Raw genomic sequence first — 19910 nt, forward strand, 5'->3', positions numbered from 1 at the left:
ATGCGGGGCCAAGAGAGACAAACCTTGATGTCGTCGGGCCGACGTGCGTCAGGCGGCGACCGCTTCTTCGGCCTTCGGCTGCGCGGTTGCGACGGGCGCCGCCACATCCTGCCGGATCAGGTGGTCGAACGCGCCGAGCGACGCCTTCGCGCCTTCGCCGACCGCGATCACGATCTGCTTGAACGGCACCGTCGTCACGTCGCCGGCCGCGAACACGCCCGGCACCGACGTCGCGCCGCGCGCATCGACGACGATCTCGCCGTGCTTCGACAGCTCGACGGTGCCTTTCAGCCATTCGGTGTTCGGCACGAGGCCGATCTGCACGAACACGCCTTCGAGATCGATGCGCTGCGTGTCGCCCGAGCGCAGATCCTTGTAGACGAGGCCGTTCAGCTTGCTGCCGTCGCCGGTCAGCTCGGTCGTCTGCGCCTGCGTGACGATCGTCACGTTCGGCAGGCTGCGCAGCTTGCGCTGCAGCACTTCGTCCGCGCGCAGCTGCGCGCCGAATTCGATCAGCGTGACTTCCTTCACGATGCCGGCGAGGTCGATCGCCGCCTCGACGCCCGAGTTGCCGCCGCCAACCACCGCGACACGCTTGCCCTTGAACAGCGGGCCGTCGCAGTGCGGGCAGTACGCGACCCCGCGGTTGCGGTATTCGCGCTCGCCCGGCACGTTGATTTCGCGCCAGCGTGCGCCGGTCGCGAGGATGATCGTCTTCGCCTTCAGCACCGCGCCGTTCGCGAGACGGATCTGATGCACGTCGCCCGGAATCAGCGCGTCGGCGCGCTGCACGTCCATGATGTCGACGTCGTACTGCTTCACGTGCTGTTCGAGCGCGGTCGCAAACTTCGGCCCTTCGGTTTCCTGCACCGACACGAAGTTCTCGATCGCCATCGTGTCCAGCACCTGGCCGCCGAAACGCTCGGCGACCACACCCGTCGCGATGCCCTTGCGTGCCGAGTAGATCGCCGCGGCGGCGCCCGCGGGGCCGCCGCCGACGATCAGCGTGTCGAACACCGGCTTGTTCTCGAGCGACTTCGCCGCGCGTTCGCCGGCGCCCGTATCGAGCTTCGCGAGGATTTCCTTCACGCTGCTGCGGCCCTGGCCGAACGAGGCGCCGTTCAGGAACATCGTCGGCACGGCCATGATCTGGCGCGACTCGACTTCATCCTGGAACAGCGCGCCGTCGATCGCGACGTGGCGGATGCGCGGGTTGATCAGCGACATCACGTTCAGCGCCTGCACGACTTCCGGGCAGTTCTGGCACGACAGCGAGAAATACGTTTCGAATGCGTAGTCGCCGTCGAGCGCGCGAATCTGTTCGATCACGTCGTCGTCGAGCTTGATCGGATGGCCGCCCGTTTGCAGCAAGGCGAGCACGAGCGACGTGAATTCATGGCCCATCGGGATGCCGGCGAAGCGGATGCCGGCCGGCTTGCCGGGTTCGCCGATCGAGAACGACGGCTTGCGCTCGGCGTCGTCGCGGCGTTCGGTCACGGTCACGCGATCCGTCAGCGACGCAATCTCGTTCAGCAGCGCCAGCAGTTCCTGCGATTTCGCGCTGTCGTCGAGCGAGGCGACGAGTTCGATCGGGCGCGTGATCTTTTCGAGGTACGCTTTCAGTTGATTCTTGAGATTGGCGTCGAGCATGGCGTTTCGGATCCCGTATTGATTATGCTGGTCGGGCACGTCGTGCCAGAGGAGAGGGCGGGCCGCGCGATGCAATGCCCGCCGTCGCGCGCCTCGGGCGAGGCGCGCGGAGCGATCGTCAGATCTTGCCGATCAGGTCGAGCGACGGGGTCAGCGTTTCCGCACCCGGCGTCCACTTGGCCGGGCACACTTCACCCGGGTGCGCCGCGATGTATTGCGCGGCTTGCACCTTGCGCAGCAGTTCGCCAGCGTCGCGGCCGATGCCGTTGTCGTGGATTTCGCACAGCTTGATCTCGCCTTCCGGGTTGATCACGAACGTGCCGCGCAGCGCCATCCCTTCTTCCTCGATCAGCACGTCGAAGTTGCGCGACAGCGTGAGCGTCGGGTCGCCGACCAGCGGGTACTTGATCTTGGCGATCGTGTCCGACGTGTCGTGCCATGCCTTGTGCGTGAAGTGCGTGTCGGTCGACACGCCGTAGATTTCGACACCCAGCTTCTGGAATTCCGCGTAACGGTCGGCGAGGTCGCCCAGCTCGGTCGGGCAGACGAACGTGAAGTCGGCCGGGTAGAACACGACGACGGACCACTTGCCCTTGAAGTTCTCTTCCGAGACGGGCACGAATTCGCCGTTGTGGTAAGCGGTTGCCTTGAACGGCTTGATTTGGGTGTTGATGATCGGCATCTGGGTAATTCCTTTTCGTTAGTGGTGAGTGGAGTGTTGCCAGTATCCGGGTTCACCCTGTGTTTGTGAAATTGCTTGTTTCAATCCGGGGCATCGGGATTTTCTATCTGCTTCCGGCCCTTGATTGGGTGGGGGGAGCGGAGGGCGTTGATGCGGGCGCCCGCTCGGCATGAGGCGGGTCGGGGGACGTGCTGGGAAGGCGTATGCGCTGGGCGTACGCCGGCTTAGATCTGATACGGCACGCGAACGCCGGGTTCGGAGGCGGGAAAGTCCTTCGTGTTGCGCGATACGAGCAGCAGACCGTTCACTTGCGCCGATGCCCACACGATCGCGTCGGGCAGGCGTATCCGGCGGTCCTTGCGAATCGTCACCGCGCGATTTGCAACCGTGCTGTCGAGTGCGATGACGTCGAACGACGAGAGCCATGCACGGATGGGTGCCTCGTCCCTTGCGGACGCCCCGGCGAGGACTTCCATCCACGTGATCATGCTGATTGCGCGATAGTCGTAGCGGCCTAACTCCGCACGGGCGGATTCCACGCCGCCCAGATAATCGATCAGGATGTTGGTGTCGAAAAGGGCTTTTACCATTCCGAGCGCAATTCCTCTTGATAGGCGAGCCCATCGATCGTGCGATCTTTCCAGAGACCGAAGACGTCGTCGGCAAGCCGGGGCTTGTTCAGGGCAATGTAGGCGTCGATCGCGTCACGAATGATGGCGGCGCGGGGACGGTGTTGAGTCTCGACGATGACGGCCAATGCGTCTAGTTGGCCATCCGACAGATCGACCAGAATCCGACCCATGATAACCTCCGATATATGATATGCATATCATATATGCGGGCTTAAAAGTATGCAAGGCCCCGGCAGGACGACGCTGCAAGGAGCCCCGCTCAAATCCCCGCCATCTTCCTCAACCATTCCGCCAGCCGCCGCGCCCCGTCCGGCATGTCCGCGTCCTCGCGCGTGCACAGGTAGTAGTCGCGCCCGTCGTCGAGCGCATGGTCGAACAGTTGCACGAGTTCGCCGTTCGCCAGTTCGCGCTGGACCAGCGGCGCGCGCAGCAGCGCGGCGCCGAGGTCCGCGCGGGCCGCGCTCAGCGTGAGCTGGCCGTCCTCGAACATCGGCCCCACCGCGTGCGACATGTGCCGCACGCCGGCGCCCTGCAGCCAGTTGACCCACGTGCTGCGATCCTCGTCGTGCACGAGCGGCGCACGCGCGAGATCGGCCGGCGTGCGGAACGGCCCGTGACGCTTCAGGAACGACGGGCTGCACATCGGCACCATCGCGCCCGGCAGCAGCCGCTCGCAGCGGTAGCCGGGCCAGTCGCCGGTGCCGAAGCGGATCGACAGGTCCGATGCATCGCTTCGGTAGTTGCGGTGATGCGCGTACAGCACCGTGACGTCGACATCGGTGTTGTCGGCCAAGAACGCATGCAGCCGGGGAATGAACCAGCCGATGCCGAGCAGCGGAATCAGGCTGACGGTGATCTGGCGCAGCGACGAACGGTCGCGCACGAAGCGCGTCGCGCTGCGCAGCACCGAGAACGCCGCGCTGATCGACCGGTAGTAGTCGCGCCCCTCGTCGGTGAGCGCGAGCAGCCGGCCTTCGCGCACCGTCAGCGGCGTCTGGATGAACGCTTCGAGCAGTTGCAGCTGATGGCTGACCGCCGACGGCGTGATGTCGAGTTCGCCCGCCGCCGCGGTGACGGAGCCCAGACGCGCGAACGCTTCGAACGCACGCACCGCGCGCAGCGGCGGATCGTGCGGCAATTGTTCGATATTTTTCATGTATCGAATTTTATCGAAAAATCAGGGTAAGCGACAACACAAAAATATCGTGTATTTACAGAGACATATGGTAATTTGTCGAGAACGGTATAAGCATCCAACAATTGGGTATTTGGGGTTTGGTGGTTGAATATTTAATATTTTTCATGTTTATGATTCGATTCACCGATCCCTCGCACATGAAAATCGCTTTCCTCTCCGCCAGTATCGCCTTCTCCGCGGCCGCCCTCGTCGCCGCCGTTCCCGCGTTCGCGCAGTCCGCTCCGCAGACGGTCCTGATCGGCCTCGCCGCGCCGCTCACCGGCCCGTCCGCGCGGATCGGCAAGGATCTGCAGAACGGCGCGCAACTCGCGATCGACGACGCGAACGCCAAGCATCCAACCATCGGCGGCAGGCCGGTCGTCTACAAGCTCGTCGCGGCCGACGACCAGTCCGATCCGCGCACGGCCGTCGCGGTCGCGCAGCAACTCGTCGACCAGCACGTGATCGGCGTCGTCGGTCACTGGAACACGGGCTGCAGCGTGCCGGCGTCGCGCGTGTACCGCGATGCGGGCATCCCGCAGATCGCCCCGGCGTCCACCGGCCATCAATACACGCAGCAGGGCTACGCGACGGCGTTGCGCATCATGGGTCACGACGATGCGGGTGGCCACTTCACCGGTGCATACGCGGTGAAGACGCTGAAGGCGAAGCGCATCGCGGTGATCGACGATCGCACGTCATTCGGCGCGGGGCTGGCCGACCAGTTCATCCAGGGCGTGCAGGCGAACGGCGGCACGATCGTCGATCGCCAGTACGTGAACGACAAGACCACCGATTTCAGCGGCGTGCTGACCGCGATCAAGGGCAAGCGCGCGGATCTCGTGTTCTTCGGCGGCCTCGACGCGCAGGCCGCGCCGATCGCGCGCCGGATGCGCCAGCTCGGCGTGAACGCGCCGCTGCTCGGCGCGGGCGGCTTCGTGAGCCAGACCTTCCTGTCGCTCGCCGGCAAGGACGGCGACGGCGTGACGGCGCTCGAGCCGGGCCTGCCGCTCGACCGGATGCCGGGCGGCAAGACGTTCGATGCGCAATACCAGGCGCGCTATCACGCGCCGATCGAACTGCATGCGCCGTTCGCGTACGACGCGGCCGCCACGCTGATCGCGGCCGCGCAGAAGGCCGGCACGACCCAGCCGGCGAAGCTCGTCGCAGCCGTTCGCGCGATCGACCGGCCCGGCGTGACGGGGCGCATCGCATTCGACGCCGAAGGCAACCTGAAGGACCCGGCCTTCACGATCTACCAGGTGCGCGGCGGCAAGTGGGCCGTCGTCGACGTGCTCGGCGGCTCGCGTACCGCCGTCAAGTAACGATAAAACGACCAGGACGATCCCCATGACCGAAGCGAACCCGACATCCGCCGCCGCACCCGAGGACACACGCCTCGGGATTCTCGCGCGGCGCCGCATCGAAGCGGAAATCATCAAGCCGATCTACGAGATCATGAAGCGCGAGTTCGGCGCCGAGCGCGCGCAGGCCGTGATCGCCGAAGCCGTGCGCGGCGCGGCCGTCGATGCGGGCCGTACGTTCGCCGCGCAGGAGCCGGACGGCCCGAGCGTGAAGTCGTTCATCGCGCTGCAGGTGCTGTGGGAGAAGGACGATGCGCTCGACGTCGAGGTGCGGCGCGCGGACGACGCGCACTACGACTACGACGTGCATCGCTGCAGCTACGCCGAGATGTATCACGCGATGGGGCTTGGCGAGATCGGGCACCTGCTGAGCTGCGCGCGCGACAGCTATTTCATCCAGGGTTACGCGCCGGGCATCACGCTCACGCGCACGAGCACGATCATGCAGGGCGGCAAGCGCTGCGATTTCCGCTATGCGCTGCAACGCGCGCCGGAGCACGGCGATGCATGACGCTATCGTGACCATGCCGCGCGTCGACGGCGACCGTCTGTGGGCGTCGCTCGAACGGATGGCGCAGATCGGCGCGACGCCGAAGGGCGGCGTCTGCCGTCTCGCGCTGACCGATCTCGACCGCGAGTCGCGCGACCTGTTCGTGCAGTGGGCGCGCGACGCCGGCTGCACGGTGCGCGTCGATCGGATGGGCAACGTGTTCGCGCGCCGCGCGGGCCGCAATCCGGGCGCCGCGCCCGTGATGACGGGCTCGCACGCCGATTCGCAGCCGACCGGCGGCCGCTACGACGGCATCTACGGCGTGCTCGGCGGGCTCGAGGTCGTGCGCGCGCTGAACGACGCGGGCATCGAGACCGAACGCCCGGTCGACGTCGTGATCTGGACCAACGAGGAAGGCTCGCGCTTCGCGCCGGCGATGGTGGCGGCCGGCGTGTTCTCGGGCGTCTATACGCTCGAATACGGGCTGTCGCGCACCGACGGCGCGGGCCGGACGATCGGCGAGGAGCTCGAACGGATCGGCTACGCGGGCACGGAGCCGGTCGGCGGCTATCCGGTGCACGCCGCGTACGAACTGCATATCGAGCAGGGCGCGATTCTCGAACGGGCCGGCAAGACGATCGGCGTCGTGACGGCCGGGCAGGGGCAGCGCTGGTACGAGGTGACGCTGACCGGGGTCGATGCGCACGCCGGTACGACGCCAATGGAGTTTCGTCGCGACGCGCTGGTGGGCGCCGCGCGGATGATCTCGTTCGTCGACGAGCTCGGCCGCCGTTACGCACCGGATGCGCGCGCAACGGTCGGGATGATCGAGGCGCGGCCGAATTCGCGCAATACGGTGCCGGGCGGCTGTTTTTTCACGGTGGAATTCCGGCATCCCGACGATGCGGTCCTCGACGAACTGGACGCGGCGCTGCGCGCGGAGCTCGCGCGCGTGGCCGACGAAACCGGCCTCGGCGCGCGGATCGAGCAGATTTTCACGTATGCGCCGGTGCCGTTCGCGCCACGCTGTATCGACACGGTGCGCGACGCGGCCCGCGCGCTCGGGTTGTCGCACATGGACATCGTGTCCGGTGCGGGACACGACGCGTGCTATGTCGCGCGTGTCGCGCCGACCGGGATGATCTTCGTGCCGTGTGTGGACGGGCTGAGCCACAACGAGGCGGAAGCGATTACGCCGGAATGGGCGACGGCGGGCGCCGACGTGCTGTTGCGCGCGGTGTTGCAGAGTGCGCAGGAAGCGTAAGCGCGACGCGTGCGGCCGGGCGGCGGAGCGCTCGCGTTACTTCCCCGCCTTGCGCCGCGCCATATACGCGAGATACGCGACGATCTGGTCGAGTTCGCGGTCGCTCAACTGTTCGGGCGGAAACGCCGGCATGCTGCGGCCCGGCCAGTCGCGTACCGACGCCGGGTTGCGGATGTAGCGGCGCAGCGCGGCGGGCTGGAAATAGTCGACCGGGTTCATCGGCGTGTTCAGGTCGGGGCCGGCGTGGCTGCTGCCCGCGCCGTCGATGCGATGACACGCGAGACATTGCGTGACGAACAGCCGCTGGCCCGCGCGGGCCGGATCGTTCGCGGGCAACGCGGCATCGACCGCGAGCGACGGCCAGCGCGCGAGCGGCGACGATTCGATCGTGATGCGCACGATCTGGTACGGCCACTGCTCGCCGCGCACCGACGACGCGTCCGGCCCGAGCCACACGAGATAGAACGGCCCCGCGCCGACCTGCTTGCCGGGCAGCTTCGGCCACGGATGGGCCGGATCCTCGATCGCGAGCCACGGGACCGCGCCGGCCGGCGCGCGGCGGCGCACGAGATCGAGCGGCAATTGCGCGGCGAAACCGTCGGCCGCGCGCGTTTCGAGCACGCCGTCGGCCGGCAGCGGCGTGTCGCCGAGCAGCGCGGCGAACGGCACCGCGCGGAACGTCATCGGCCGACCGTATGCGATGTCGCGCGGCACGTGGATGTCGGTCGCGTCCGGACGCGCGAGCAGCGTCTGGCGGGTGAGGGCGCGGGCCGTGCCGTCGGTGTCGAGTTCGAGCGTGGACTGGGCCGACGCGCGTTGCCCGAGCAGGCAGACCGTCAGCAGCACGAGCGAAAACCACTGGCGCTTCAGCATTCGTTCTCCGGGAAGGGGCGTTCCGGCGGCGGCAGGCGAGCCGCCGCGGTCGATGGAAGGAATCGGGCGACAGTCTATCCGGTACGGGCGGCGCTGGCGAATTCGGCGCGCAAGGGCATGGCGGTCATGACCGGACCGGCCCGCGGCAGGGCTCGACCAACGGGGCGCCGAGTGGGCGAGGTGTCGTCATAGCGGTTCGGACCGCGGAGGACAAACGCTCACGGTGGCGATATGCGGTCTACCCGCGTTCACGACATTGCGTGACCGGCCATCGTCGTCAATGACTCGAACAAGCCGCTTCGCTCTTCGGCATGGGTGTGCGTTGCGCCGGTTCGAAATCGGCTTCACGCAGTCCCGACGGCGTCAGCGACACGAAATGCATCGCCGTGCCGCGCGCCGGGAAACCGGCGATGCCGGTCGAACCCCAAGGAATCGGCGAGCGTTGCACGCCGCTCACTGCAATGTCCGCCGGCCCAAGCGCGAGCGTCAGCAGCCGCCCGTCGCGGGTCGGCACATACGCGTGCGTGCCGGCGACACCGAGGTCTGATTCGCGCACCGACGCCGGCAGGCAATCGAGCGTCGCCGTGCGGCGGCCGTCCGGCGCGATCAGCATCGCGACGCCGCGATCGTCCGCCGTCGTCGTGACGACGATGAAACGGTCGATCTCCGGCACATAGGCGGCCGAATACACGTAGTACTGGATCGCGTCGTTCAGCGATCCGAGTTTTTCCAGCTTCGCGGTGATGGGGTCGAACATCGCGTATTCGAGCGTCGCGTCCGTGCTGCCTTCGATGAACTTCTGCCACACGAGCAACGCGTTGCGCGGCGAGCCCGCGATCACGGGCCACCACTCGCGGCGGCGCGGCGCGACCGCGACATGGTTCAGTACGCGCCCGGCCGCATCGTAGGTTTTCAGGTAGACACCGTTGCCGCTGCCGAGGTTGTCGACCCCGCCGCCGTTGACCCAGTCGGCCGAATAGAACACGACGAAGCGGTCGCCGGCCGTCGCGACATGCCCCGAATGGCCGCCCGATTCGACGTCGTTCGGGTAGGGCTTGACCGGTTTCAGGTCGCGGCGGTAGACGCCGTAGCGCTGGCTGACTTCCTGCGGCGCGTTCCAGCCGTCCTCGAACGTGACGAAGATGTCGCCGCGCGCGTTCTGCGCGATCGACACGGGTTCCTGCGCCTCGGGGCGGCTGATGAACGTGCGCACGTGCAGCACGCGCGTCCCGTCGGGCAGCCATTCGCCGACGTACACGTCATGCGGCCAGTTGCCGCCGCGGAGCGCACCGCGCGGCACGATGCCCGAGCTGCTGAAGAACACCCAGCGTTTGCCGTCGCCGGCGTCGGCCACGCCGATTCCGTGCATGAAGCGCCGCGGGTCGCCGCTGTCCTGCGGCGACGGGGCGGTCGACACCGTGACCGTATGCACGACCGGCGCGCCGGCGAAGGCCGGCGGCGACGCCGTGCCGATGCCGCCCGCGCCGCAAAGGGCAATTGCGGCCAGCCGCACGACGGACTGTACCGGGCGCGTTCGCCGCATCATTCGACGGTTACCGATTTCGCGAGGTTGCGCGGCTTGTCGACGTCGGCGCCGCGCGCGCAGCCGACGTGATACGCGAGCAGTTGCAACGGAATCACGTTGACGATCGGCGACAGCAGGTCGCCCGATTCGCGCACGCGGATCAGGTGCGTGTCGCGGTCGGCGTCGATCTCGAGCTGACTGCCGGCCAGCACGTAAAGCCGGCCGCCGCGTGCACGCACCTCGGCCATGTTGGACTTCAGCTTCTGGAACAGGCGGTCGTCCGGCGCGATCGTGACGACCGGCATCGCGCTCGTGACGAGCGCGAGCGGCCCGTGCTTCAGCTCGCCGGCCGCATAGCCTTCCGCGTGGATGTACGACACTTCCTTCAGCTTCAGGGCGCCTTCCAGTGCGATCGGGAAATGGATGCCGCGGCCGAGGAACAGCGCGTTCTCGGTGCGCGCGAATTTCGTGGCCCAGCCCATGATCTGCGTTTCCAGCGCGAGCGCGTGGCCGATGCGCCCGGGCAGCGCGCGCAACTGCTTCAGGTGCGTCGCGACTTGCGCGGCATCGAGCCGGCCGCGTAGTTGCGCGAGCGTCAGCGTCAGCAAGAACAGCGCGACGAGCTGCGTGGTGAACGCCTTGGTCGACGCGACGCCGAGTTCGGCGCCGGCCCGCGTCAGGAACCGCAGTGGCGCGTTGCGCGCGATCGTGCTGGTCGCGACGTTGCAGATCGCCATCGACAAATCCTGGCCCATCGTGCGCGCCTGCTCGATCGCGCCGATGGTGTCGGCCGTTTCGCCCGACTGCGAGATGCCGACGACGAGCGTGCGCGGATCGGCCACCGTGTCGCGGTAGCGGTATTCGCTGGCGATCTCGACCTGGGCCGGCACGCCCGCGATGCTTTCGAGCCAGTACTTCGCCGTGAGGCCCGCGTAGTAGCTGGTGCCGCAGCCGAGCAGCAGCACGCTTCTGACTCGCGACAGCAGCCCGCGCGTGCCTTCCGTCGCGTCGAACAGCGCCGGCGAGATCGTGTCGATGCCGTCGAGCGTGCTGTCGATCGCCTTCGGTTGCTCGAAGATTTCCTTCTGCATGAAGTGCTGGTACGGGCCGAGCGCGGCATCGTCCGCGCGCGCCTTCACTTCGCACAACGGGCGCCGTGCTTCCTGCCCGCCCGCATCGACCACGGCGATGCGATCCGGCGTGATCAGCGCGACGTCGCCGTCCTCCAGGTACACGAAGCGGTCGGTCAGGTCGCCGAGCGCCGCGCAGTCGGACGCGAGGTAGTTCTGCTCGGCGCCGATGCCGATCACGAGCGGCGAGCCGGCGCGCGCGGCGACGAGGCGCTGCGGCTCGCGCGCGCCGAGCACCGCGATCGCGTACGCGCCGTGCAGCCGTTTGACCGCGCGCACCACCGCGTCGAACAGGTCGTCGCGATAGAGGCTGTGGATCAGGTGCGCGATGACCTCGGTGTCGGTCTGTCCGCGAAACGTATAGCCGCGTTGCTTCAGTTCGGCGCGCAGCGTGTCGTGGTTCTCGATGATCCCGTTGTGCACGACGGCGATCGTGTCGCCCGACATGATCGGATGCGCGTTCATTTCAGACGGCGCGCCATGTGTCGCCCAGCGCGTATGCGCGATGCAGGTTTGCGCTTCGAGGCCGAGCGTCAGCACGCGGTCCTGCAGGTCCGTCACGCGTCGCAGCGTGCGTTCGCTGCGCAGGCGGCCGTCGCCCTGAACGGCGATGCCGCACGAATCGTAGCCGCGATATTCGAGCCGGCTCAGCGCATTGACCAGTTGCGGCACCTGATTGTTCAGGCCGCTTGCTCCGACGATTCCGCACATGATTCACCTCGTCTCCAGGAAGTTTTCTGGCTGGCGCGCGACGCGCGGCAGCACGATGTCAGGAGTGGTGCTGCGTCGCACGGCAGGCGTCGCGCGCGGCGCGGCACGTCTCCGGCGATCTATTCGCGGGGCTGCGGCCCGGCATGGGCGATCCATTCGATGCCCGAAATCGACCCGTTCGCATCGTGCGACGCGACGAGAATGCGCGTCGTGCGGCGCGCGCCGCGCCGGCGCTCGCTCGCGAACGCGGTCGGCGGTACCGAGCGCACCTTCACGCTGGCCGAGCGCCGCACCATCTTCGACACGCGCAGGCGATAGGCGAACGGATGCACGACGCGTCCCGCGATCAGCCACATGACGATCGTGCCGGCGATCAGCGCGATGCTCGTCACGTAGAACACGATCTGCTCGATCGGCATCTCGGCCTCGTTGAACGGCAGCAGGTAGCGGTACGTGTAGATGCAGATCGATGCCCATACACCGCCGACCAGCGCGGGCCGCACGAGGCGGAACCACGCGACGAGCACGGGCCCGACGATGCCGCCGCGTTCGGCGATCATGTCGCGCGGGGCGCGCAGGGAAAGGTCAATAATCGGCGCGTTCTTCATGTTGAATGCCTCGGTCGGGACTGATCCAGACGGCGCGCTTGCCGCGGCCCCGCAGTACGACGGCGGGCAGGGCAACGACGGTGGTGATCATGCTGATCAGCCAGAACGCGACGGGGTACCAGATGGTGTCAAGGAAATACATCAGGAGTTTTTCGTCGTAACGACGATCGATCATGCTGCCGATGATCAGTTGCAGGATGCAGGTCGCGACCAGCAGCATCCCGTGCCAGTGCGGCACCACGGACACATGCCAGTTCGCCGGAAGCGGGTAGACCACGTCGATCAGCGCGAGCAGCAGAATGAACGACATCGAGTACGCCCACGCGATGCCGATCAGGTACTCGACGAACAGCGGCCACATCATCATCTGCGTGGGCCGCATCAGCGTGCCCGCGTACTTGAGCAGCACCTGGATGCCGCCCTTGGACCAGCGCAGCCGCTGCCGGTAGAGCCCCTTGAGCGTCTCGGGCATCAGGATCCAGCTGAGCGCGTGCGGCTCGTACACGACGCGCCAGTCGCGGCACTGCAGCTTCCAGCTGATGTCGATGTCCTCGGTGAGCATGTCCGAGCTCCAGTAGCCGACGTCGGCGAGCGCGGTCTTGCGGAACATCGTGATCACGCCCGATACCGTGAAGATGCGGCCGTACACCTGCTGCGTGCGCTTGATCAGCCCGACGATCGACGAGAATTCGCCGACCTGCATGCGGCCGAGCAGCGACGTGCGCGTGCGGATGCGCGGGTTGCCGGTCACCGCGCCCACGCCCGGGTCGGTCAGGAAATGTTCGAGCATCCAGCCGATCGCGTCGTGCGCGAGCAGCGCGTCGCCGTCGATACAGAGCAGGTATTCCGCGTTGGATACCGCGGCCGCGGTCGTGAGCCCGACCGCCTTGCCTTCGTTGCGCGCGTGATGGATCACGAGCAGCCGCGGGATCTCGACGGCCAGCTCGTTGAGGATCTCGCCGGTGCGATCCTTGCTGCCGTCGTTGACCGCGATGATGTCGTAGTTCGGATACAGCATCCCGTTCAGATGGGCGATCACGCTGCGCGCGTTCGCGGCTTCGTTGAAGCAGGGCACGACGATCGACACCTTCGGGATGCCGCTCGACGCGATCGTGCGTGTCGACAGCTCGCGGCCTTCCTCGAGCAGGAAGTAGTGCACGACGCCGCCGATCATCCACAGATACGACATGAAGAACGGATAGTAGAAGACGAAATCCTGCAGGCGCTGGATCAGGCTATGGGAGGTCATGGCGTCTTGGTTCCCCGCGATTGCTGCATCTGCATCAGCGCGTTGATGGAGGTTGGGTCGAGGCGCGACTTCAGCGACATCACGTCGCGCATCGCGTCGAGCTCCGGCTGGCCGGTCAGGAAGTTGTCGGGGTAGTAGCCGAAATTCACGGCGCCCTTGCTGCGCAGCCGCCGCATCTGCGCGAGCAGCGTGCTGGCCGGCACCGCCTTCTGCCCGTGCCAGTCGTACGACTGCAGTTCGAACACGGTGCGCTGCAGCCCGCGCTGCTTCGCGCGCACCGCCTTCACGAGCTGGTCGAGCCAGCCTTCCGGGTCCTTCGCCTGTTCCATGTACGGCATCGCCATCAGCGCGACGTAGTCGTAGGCGGCGATGAAATCGTCGTAGTTCTGCGCATACCACGCTTCCGATTCGGGCTTGAGCACCGGCATCGCGAAGATGTTGCGCGCGGTCAGCACGTCGCCGGCGTTCTGGTGGGCCAGCACGATCTGTTCGAGCTGCCGGGTCATGTCGATCAGGTAGCGCGTCTTCTGGCGCGTCCAGCGCTTCATCAGGTCGGGGTTCTCGCGGATCTTGCCGACGTCGGCCGGCAGCCCCCATTGCGAATAGGTGCGCAGCGCATGCCGGCCCGCATCCTCGTAGTCGTCGAGCACGGCGTCGTCGCCGAACAGGATGCCGCTGAACGACGCGTGCTTGCTGAGATCCTCGTAGACCTGCTGGATCATCAGCCGCGCATCGGGATCGAACGGGCTCAGCCGGAACACGCGCGCGCCGTTCTCGCGGGCCGGCGCGCCGCCGTAGGCGCTGACGGCTTCGAGCGCGCGGAGCTTGTCGGCCGGCGGCCGGAACGCGAGCACCGGCATCCACGCGTATACCTGCACGTTGGACCGCGTATTGAGCTGCCACGCGGCACGAGAGAACAGGTCGGAACGCATCGGCAGATGCCGGTTCGGGAAATACACCGCTTCGGCCACGCCCGTCCCCTTCGGATCCGCATACGCCTGCAGGTACACCGATTTCGGCTGCATCCGGTAGATGCGCTCGATCAGCTTGCCGAGATTCGCTTCCTGCCGCGCGGGATCGGGGTCGTAGACCTGGTCGAGATCGACCTGCACGGTACGCTCGGGCATGTCGACGTCGCCGCGGTTCGACGCCGGCTCGCGCATCGAGCGCTCGAACCCGCCGATATCGACGTCGTACATCATCAGGATTCGTCTGAGCCGGTCGAGCGGCACGTCCGGCGTATTCGGGCCGGCATCGAGGCTGAACTGGATGTCCATGCCGAGCGATGTCGAGATCTGGCGCACGGGCTGGTTTTCCGCGCCGTACGGCCACACCATCGAGCGCGCGACGATGCCGGTGCGTTGGCGGATCTGCCGCACGCAAGTCTGCAGGTCGTCGTGCACGCGGGCGTGGAATTCGGCGTCGGTTTCATAGCGCTTCTGGTCTTGCAGGTACAGGTGCGACGTGGTCGCCGGCAATTCGTTGCCTTGCGGATTCGCGATCGCGCCATGATGCAGATTGTGGGTGTGGCAGCCGAGCTCGACGAATTCCGACTGCCCGAGCTTCTTCACCTCGTCCCACGACAGGAAGTAGTCGCGCGGCACCTGAACCTTGTCGCTGATGCGGATCGGCGTATCCGGCGGCATGTCGATCCACGCGGTGACGAGGCCCATCACGGCCGGATACTTGAAGCGCTCCAGCAGCGGCAGCACCTTCGTGTAGTGGCTGCGAAAGCCGTCATCGAACGTCAGGAGCACCGAGCGCGGCGGCAGCGGCTTGCCGCCGTGCCGCGATGCCTCGATCTGCTTGACGGTGATGGTGTGGTAGTTGTTGGTCTGCAGCCACGAGAAGATCGCGGTCAGCGTACCGGTATCGACCGCGAACGGATCGATGATCGCGGTCGGCGACGAAAACGACGCCATCAGGTTGTCGCGCACGTCGTGCATGCAGATCACGCGAAACGTCTTGCCGTCGGCCGGGTCGGACGGCGGCAGCAGGTCGATCATCTTGGCGCCGCTCACGCCCGGGAACAGCGAACAGGCGGCAAACGTGCCGAGGCATCCGCACATGAAGGTCCGTCTGGATTGCATTCAGCGCTCCTTTCTAAAACGGCAGGTTGAGCGACAGGAAGCCGGTTTCGGAGCGCTCGCGCTGGCCGTCGTACGCGTGGCTGCTGACCTCGACGCCGTAGCTCAGCGTGATGTCGTGCTTGAACGTCCACGCGTGCTCGATGCGCGCGCTCCACAACGGGCTGGTGCCGAAGCCGCGCTCGTTGTACGCGCCGCCCGACACCGACACGCGCTGTTGCAGCCCCAGGTCGCCTCGCTTCCACAGTGTCAGTTGATGCATGACCGTCACGGCGGCCGCGTAATCGCGACCGGGGCTGAAGTAGGGCGCGTCCCGGCGCGTGTTGCTGTCCGTGCCCAGGTTCAGCGAGACGTTGACGAGCTGGTTCGCGGCCGTGTACACGCGCTGCGTGGCGGTCGCCGCGATCTCCTGGTGCAGGTTCGAATCGCTGTAGCGGCTCACGCCGTAGCTGAGCTTGACTTCGCGCCGGTCGTTCTGGCGATACACGACCTCGACGTTCGCGGAGCGGCCCCAGATGTGCGCGGCATACGCTTTCCACGGCAGCGAGTTGTCGTTGGTGTCGAGCCCGGCGCTGACCGTCCAGTAGTCGTTCAACGCGTACGCGATCGTCCCGCGGCCGCCGGTTCGGCCGTCCCCGCCCATCGAGCGCGTGACTTCGCCGAGCACGGTGAGCGGCCCGTGCCGGTAGTCGCCGCCGATGCCGGTGCGCGTGCGGCTGAGGTTGCCGTCGTCGGTCTGCGCGAAACCATAGAACGTGTGCGAAAACACGCGCCAGTTGTCGCCGAACGGTTGCGAATACACATAGCTGTCCGACGTGAAGCTGTTGTTGGCCAGCGCGCTGTTGCCGTGCTCGAAGCTCAGGTCGGTCGTGAACACCGGGCTGCGGTATGCGTTGTAGTCGCGCTTGAAGCTGCGCACCGCACCGCTGTCCGGGAACGTGTTGCCGAGGGTCTGGTCGACGGTTTTCGCGGTCGCGTAATCGTCCGCCGTGAGCGATGCGCGGCCGAGGCCCGCGAGCATCTCGACGCTGTCCGGGTGATCGGTCAGCGACGCGCGATACATCGAGATCGCCTGGCGCGGATGAGACTGGCCCGACACGGCGTCGGCGTGCGCGGCACGCACCTCTGCGTTGAACGGCACCTCTTTCTCGAGCTGTTCGAGCGCGGCGATCCCTTCGTTCACGTGACCCGTGAAGATCAGGTATTGCGCGCGCAGCCGGTAGTAGCGCAGATAGTCGCTTTCTCCCGGGCCGACGTTGGTCACCTGCTTGGCAGGCGGCAACGACTTCTCCATGTCGTCGAGCACCTGCTTCGCTTCCGGCGCGCGTGCCTGGTCGACGTACGACCAGAACAGCCCTTCCTGCAGCTCGATCGGTCGCGTGCGGGAGCCGTACTGGAAGCCGCGGGTCGCGCGATCGGTCGGCGACGCGGTGGCCTGTTTCAGCGCGCGCGCGTACACGGCGTTCGCCTTGGCCGGCTCGCTCAGGTACAGGTATGCGTCGCCGACGGCCGCCAACGCGTCGATCGAGATTTCCGCGCTGGACGGAATCGTCTCGAACGTCGCGACGGCCGTTTTCATCTCGCCGCGTGCGGCAAGGGCGACGACCCGGTCGCCCGCGAGTGCGGTGCGGACCGGGGTGTACTCGGGTGTCGCGGGTATCCGCTTGTCGAGGTCGTCCGCCGCGCGCAGCGCGTCGTCGATTCCGTCGAAGCGGTCCGAACTCGTCATCGAGCGCGACTTGTCGCGTCCGCCGCGCACCTGCTGGCGAATCGACAGCTCCTCCAGTTGCGCGATGTCGACGGCGGAGAACGCATCGGGCCGGGCCTTCGCTTCGTCGAGCGCTTTGACCGCGCCGCCGCTCGCCGCGAGGCCGAACACGTCGTTGCGTACCGTCTCGACGTCGGCGGTGCGGAGATTCGGCGCCCGCGCATTCGGCGCTTCGACGTCGGGCCCCTGCGATCGCTGGGTCGGCTCGCCGGGGAGCTGGGCGCCGGGCGTCTGTGAATTCGGCGGCTGGGACGACGGCAGTTGCGCGCCGGGCGTCTCGGTCGCAGGCGTGGGCGAGTTCGGCGTCGGTGTGCCGGATGCCTGCGCGGTGAGCGTCGGCATGGTCGGCGCAGCCGGCGGTGCGGTGGTCAGGGGGTGGGCGGGCTGCGGCGGTGCATCCGACGTTCGCGCGCGCGGCGCCGACGTATCCGGCGGCGGGGTGTCGAATGCCTGCGCAAGCAGCATCGATGCGTTCGGCGATGCTGCGACCGGCGCCGGTGCGCTCGGCTGCGCAGCATCGGGGTCCACCATGACCGTGGTCGGCATCGCCGGGTTCGGCGCCTGCGCGATCTGCAGCGACGCGTCCGAGGCCCGCGCGATCGGCGTGGGCGCAAGCGGGGGCTGCGTGCCCGAACCCTGCGCGGCCTGCGTCGACGCGCCCGTTGGCCGCAGGTCGGGTGGCAGCGCATCCGGCGCACCGCGGGATCCGGCGATTTCGCTCGCGCCGCGCGGTTCCGCGTCGCCTTCGGCGGAAAGACACGGGCCGGACGCGACGAGCAGGCACAGCAGCGGCGCATGCAGGAGGATCCGCCGGTTCGGCGGAGCGACGGTGGTGCATTGTTGGTGACGATTGTTGGCCACGGTGTCTCCTCACTTTGAAACGATCACGTCGATTGCACGCCCGAGGGCCGGTTCACAGGCGGTTGCGAATCGCCTGCCCCAGCAGTGCGCGCGATTCGCTGTTCGTCGGGTCGATGGCGAGTGCTCGGCTCGCGTTCTGCTCCACGCAGCTCCATTCGTCGATCTCTGCGCACCGGCGCGCCTTGGCCAGAGCGCGGGCGCCTTCCAGCTCATCGCGCGTGACGCGGGCGGTCTCCATGTGCGGCGTGCCGGCGAGGCTCGACTGCGGCGGCCGTTCCGTCGCGGGGTCGGGGCGTTTTCTCGTGCGTGCCAGCGCCTGCGAGCGCGACGTCCGGTGCGCATCGCCGGGGCGCGCCGTGCGACTGCCGGTCGACGCCGCGTGCGGGCTCGCCGCCAGCTTCGTCGGCGGCACGTGCGCGGCGCGCGGTGGGCTCGTGTCGGAGCGGGCCGTCGCTTGCGGCGGCACGGCCGGTTCGGCCGGAGCCGACACGGCGGGCGCCGTCGAGGCGGACGGCGGAACCGGCCCGGCCTGCGCGACCGTCGACGTCGAGCCGGCGGGCGCCGTTGTGTGGGACGAGCCGCCCGTCGCCGCGACGATGAGCTGGCGGTACTTGCCGACGACGTTGCCGATCACGCCGGCGATATCGTGCGTCACGCTTGCGTGGCCGATCCTCGCGTCCCGCTCGACGTACGCGAACGCGCCGAAGATCGCGGCAAATGCAGCGACGCTGAGCGCCGCATTCCTTCCCGGACCCCACGAGGGTTTCGGCTGACGGTCGGGCGAGTCGTCCGGTCGTTCTGGACGGGGCATTCAAGTCTCCTGGATTCGATGCGCTCCATGAATGACGCGATCGGAGCGGGGCGGTGCGACGTTTCACCATCGCAACTGCGTCGTGAGCGCACCCGTCTCGACGATCGCGAACTGGGTTGCTCCCTGATAGGTCCCTTCGACCCGGTAGCTCGCGTCCGGCACGCTGAACAGGCAGCGCGATCCCGATGCATTGAATTCGACGAGCACGCGCCCATGCCGGCGCAGGCGCACCTGCACGTTGGAGAGGGGCTGGCCGGTGCTCCCCGACACGAACGACACGCCCAGGTTGTACGGGCGCCCGTCAGGGGGAAGCGGCGCGGTGCCGTCGATCCGCGCATCGCCGCAGATATACGAAATCACGTACCGGTTTGCCCCCGGACCGGACGCCGGCGGCGGGGCCGCCGATGTCTGGGCCATGGCGTTCATGCAGAGCGTGGAGAGCACGACGCTCAGGAAAGGGCGAGCCTGCTGTCGAAGCGAAGGTGACATTGCAATCTCCCGTCCGGAATCGATGACGCGCATCGACTCGGAGTCGAATTTGCCAACGTTCTTTTTGCGACACGCTATTGATACACGATGGCTTTTGAACCAACAACCGCGTGTGACCCGAATGGGACGGGAGCGAAAGATCCTATCTAAATAGGATAAGAATGGATTGGTAAGGATGTCTTAATTCTGAATAAAGTCGATATTCCCGGACATGAAAATTGCTCACCGGTAGCGATGATCGAGCACGCTTTGAATCACGTCGGAGGTATCGACGTTCGTGCCGAAAAATAACGACTGATGAAAGAAACTGTTGCGCCTGTATTCGAGAAGAATCGATGAATGTTCGGATACAGACCGCATGTCGAGAAATGAGGGTGCGACGTTTTTGATCATTCCGGCTGTTACAGGTAAATAGAAACTTGTGTAACAAGGTATTTCTGTCTGGAAAATCAGTCCGAATATTCTTACTTAATACGGGAAGCAGTAAAAAGTACGACACGGATTCGCAAACGTTTGCGTTTTAATGGCGGCGGATTGGG

At 66.8% G+C, this 19910-nt stretch carries 17 protein-coding genes; 3 read left to right on the forward strand and 14 right to left on the reverse strand.

Annotated features, from left to right (window positions below):
* Positions 1–48 precede the first annotated feature (48 nt).
* From ahpF to KPB06_RS27035, 5 genes are all read right to left on the reverse strand, one after another.
* Positions 49–1650, reverse strand: coding sequence for an alkyl hydroperoxide reductase subunit F (gene ahpF / locus KPB06_RS27015; RefSeq protein WP_060311130.1), 1602 nt, complete (start codon positions 1648–1650; stop codon positions 49–51).
* Between the two features lie 118 nt (positions 1651–1768).
* Positions 1769–2332, reverse strand: a complete 564-nt coding sequence (ahpC, locus tag KPB06_RS27020) for an alkyl hydroperoxide reductase subunit C (RefSeq protein ID WP_011547973.1) — start codon at positions 2330–2332, stop codon at positions 1769–1771.
* A gap of 224 nt (positions 2333–2556) precedes the next feature.
* The gene (locus tag KPB06_RS27025; protein ID WP_089465535.1) at positions 2557–2922 is read right to left on the reverse strand and encodes a type II toxin-antitoxin system VapC family toxin; all 366 of its coding nucleotides are present in this window, start codon (positions 2920–2922) and stop codon (positions 2557–2559) included.
* Positions 2916–3134, reverse strand: a complete 219-nt coding sequence (locus KPB06_RS27030; protein ID WP_089465536.1) for a ribbon-helix-helix protein, CopG family — start codon at positions 3132–3134, stop codon at positions 2916–2918. The genes KPB06_RS27025 and KPB06_RS27030 overlap by 7 nt, the downstream gene beginning before the upstream one ends.
* A gap of 89 nt (positions 3135–3223) precedes the next feature.
* Positions 3224–4120: a LysR substrate-binding domain-containing protein gene (locus KPB06_RS27035; RefSeq protein WP_060311128.1), complete on the reverse strand. Its 897-nt coding sequence runs from the start codon at positions 4118–4120 to the stop codon at positions 3224–3226.
* 179 nt (positions 4121–4299) lie between these two features.
* On the opposite strand from KPB06_RS27035, the gene KPB06_RS27040 reads away from it, so the two are divergent.
* The 3 genes from KPB06_RS27040 to KPB06_RS27050 are packed head-to-tail and all read left to right on the forward strand — an operon-like array spanning position 4300 to position 7259.
* The gene (locus tag KPB06_RS27040) at positions 4300–5466 is read left to right on the forward strand and encodes a branched-chain amino acid ABC transporter substrate-binding protein (protein ID WP_226094274.1); all 1167 of its coding nucleotides are present in this window, start codon (positions 4300–4302) and stop codon (positions 5464–5466) included.
* 25 nt (positions 5467–5491) lie between these two features.
* Positions 5492–6016, forward strand: a complete 525-nt coding sequence (locus KPB06_RS27045) for an L-2-amino-thiazoline-4-carboxylic acid hydrolase (protein ID WP_275920558.1) — start codon at positions 5492–5494, stop codon at positions 6014–6016.
* Entirely contained in the window at positions 6009–7259 is a 1251-nt protein-coding gene (locus KPB06_RS27050; RefSeq protein ID WP_275905895.1) for a Zn-dependent hydrolase, read from the forward strand. Before KPB06_RS27045 ends, KPB06_RS27050 begins: the two co-directional genes overlap by 8 nt.
* A 36-nt stretch (positions 7260–7295) precedes the next feature.
* Here the strand turns inward: KPB06_RS27050 and KPB06_RS27055 are convergent, their stop codons facing one another.
* The 9 genes from KPB06_RS27055 to KPB06_RS27095 form a co-directional block, all read right to left on the reverse strand.
* Positions 7296–8132, reverse strand: a complete 837-nt coding sequence (locus KPB06_RS27055; protein ID WP_060967646.1) for a c-type cytochrome — start codon at positions 8130–8132, stop codon at positions 7296–7298.
* Between the two features lie 277 nt (positions 8133–8409).
* The gene (locus KPB06_RS27060; RefSeq protein ID WP_275905894.1) at positions 8410–9678 is read right to left on the reverse strand and encodes a hypothetical protein; all 1269 of its coding nucleotides are present in this window, start codon (positions 9676–9678) and stop codon (positions 8410–8412) included.
* On the reverse strand, positions 9675–11498 hold the full coding sequence (gene glmS / locus KPB06_RS27065) for a glutamine--fructose-6-phosphate transaminase (isomerizing) (protein WP_060311123.1): 1824 nt from the start codon (positions 11496–11498) through the stop codon (positions 9675–9677). The genes KPB06_RS27060 and glmS overlap by 4 nt, the downstream gene beginning before the upstream one ends.
* A gap of 119 nt (positions 11499–11617) precedes the next feature.
* Complete coding sequence (locus KPB06_RS27070; protein ID WP_060311122.1) at positions 11618–12106, reverse strand: hypothetical protein; 489 nt, start codon at positions 12104–12106, stop codon at positions 11618–11620.
* Positions 12084–13355, reverse strand: a complete 1272-nt coding sequence (gene pgaC / locus KPB06_RS27075; RefSeq protein ID WP_275905893.1) for a poly-beta-1,6-N-acetyl-D-glucosamine synthase — start codon at positions 13353–13355, stop codon at positions 12084–12086. The genes KPB06_RS27070 and pgaC overlap by 23 nt, the downstream gene beginning before the upstream one ends.
* Positions 13352–15445 (reverse strand): poly-beta-1,6-N-acetyl-D-glucosamine N-deacetylase PgaB, encoded by a 2094-nt coding sequence (gene pgaB, locus KPB06_RS27080; protein ID WP_275905892.1) that lies wholly within the window; start codon positions 15443–15445, stop codon positions 13352–13354. The genes pgaC and pgaB overlap by 4 nt, the downstream gene beginning before the upstream one ends.
* Before the next feature lie 13 nt (positions 15446–15458).
* Complete coding sequence (gene pgaA, locus KPB06_RS27085; RefSeq protein WP_275905891.1) at positions 15459–18071, reverse strand: poly-beta-1,6 N-acetyl-D-glucosamine export porin PgaA; 2613 nt, start codon at positions 18069–18071, stop codon at positions 15459–15461.
* Between the two features lie 52 nt (positions 18072–18123).
* On the reverse strand, positions 18124–18882 hold the full coding sequence (locus KPB06_RS27090; protein WP_275905890.1) for a hypothetical protein: 759 nt from the start codon (positions 18880–18882) through the stop codon (positions 18124–18126).
* Between the two features lie 63 nt (positions 18883–18945).
* The gene (locus KPB06_RS27095) at positions 18946–19371 is read right to left on the reverse strand and encodes a hypothetical protein (RefSeq protein ID WP_060311732.1); all 426 of its coding nucleotides are present in this window, start codon (positions 19369–19371) and stop codon (positions 18946–18948) included.
* Positions 19372–19910 lie beyond the last annotated feature (539 nt).

The sequence above is a fragment of the Burkholderia semiarida genome (assembly GCF_029268935.1).
Taxonomy (GTDB): Bacteria; Pseudomonadota; Gammaproteobacteria; order Burkholderiales; family Burkholderiaceae; genus Burkholderia; species Burkholderia semiarida.

Bases quoted from the DNA above. Each gene is read 5' to 3' on its own strand.
- ahpF (WP_060311130.1), bottom strand. From the start codon at position 1,650: ATGCTCGACGCCAATCTCAAGAATCAACTGAAAGCGTACCTCGAAAAG.
- ahpC (WP_011547973.1), bottom strand. From the start codon at position 2,332: ATGCCGATCATCAACACCCAAATCAAGCCGTTCAAGGCAACCGCTTAC.
- KPB06_RS27025 (WP_089465535.1), bottom strand. From the start codon at position 2,922: ATGGTAAAAGCCCTTTTCGACACCAACATCCTGATCGATTATCTGGGC.
- KPB06_RS27030 (WP_089465536.1), bottom strand. From the start codon at position 3,134: ATGGGTCGGATTCTGGTCGATCTGTCGGATGGCCAACTAGACGCATTG.
- KPB06_RS27035 (WP_060311128.1), bottom strand. From the start codon at position 4,120: ATGAAAAATATCGAACAATTGCCGCACGATCCGCCGCTGCGCGCGGTG.
- KPB06_RS27040 (WP_226094274.1), top strand. From the start codon at position 4,300: ATGAAAATCGCTTTCCTCTCCGCCAGTATCGCCTTCTCCGCGGCCGCC.
- KPB06_RS27045 (WP_275920558.1), top strand. From the start codon at position 5,492: ATGACCGAAGCGAACCCGACATCCGCCGCCGCACCCGAGGACACACGC.
- KPB06_RS27050 (WP_275905895.1), top strand. From the start codon at position 6,009: ATGCATGACGCTATCGTGACCATGCCGCGCGTCGACGGCGACCGTCTG.
- KPB06_RS27055 (WP_060967646.1), bottom strand. From the start codon at position 8,132: ATGCTGAAGCGCCAGTGGTTTTCGCTCGTGCTGCTGACGGTCTGCCTG.
- KPB06_RS27060 (WP_275905894.1), bottom strand. From the start codon at position 9,678: ATGATGCGGCGAACGCGCCCGGTACAGTCCGTCGTGCGGCTGGCCGCA.
- glmS (WP_060311123.1), bottom strand. From the start codon at position 11,498: ATGTGCGGAATCGTCGGAGCAAGCGGCCTGAACAATCAGGTGCCGCAA.
- KPB06_RS27070 (WP_060311122.1), bottom strand. From the start codon at position 12,106: ATGAAGAACGCGCCGATTATTGACCTTTCCCTGCGCGCCCCGCGCGAC.
- pgaC (WP_275905893.1), bottom strand. From the start codon at position 13,355: ATGACCTCCCATAGCCTGATCCAGCGCCTGCAGGATTTCGTCTTCTAC.
- pgaB (WP_275905892.1), bottom strand. From the start codon at position 15,445: ATGCAATCCAGACGGACCTTCATGTGCGGATGCCTCGGCACGTTTGCC.
- KPB06_RS27090 (WP_275905890.1), bottom strand. From the start codon at position 18,882: ATGCCCCGTCCAGAACGACCGGACGACTCGCCCGACCGTCAGCCGAAA.
- KPB06_RS27095 (WP_060311732.1), bottom strand. From the start codon at position 19,371: ATGTCACCTTCGCTTCGACAGCAGGCTCGCCCTTTCCTGAGCGTCGTG.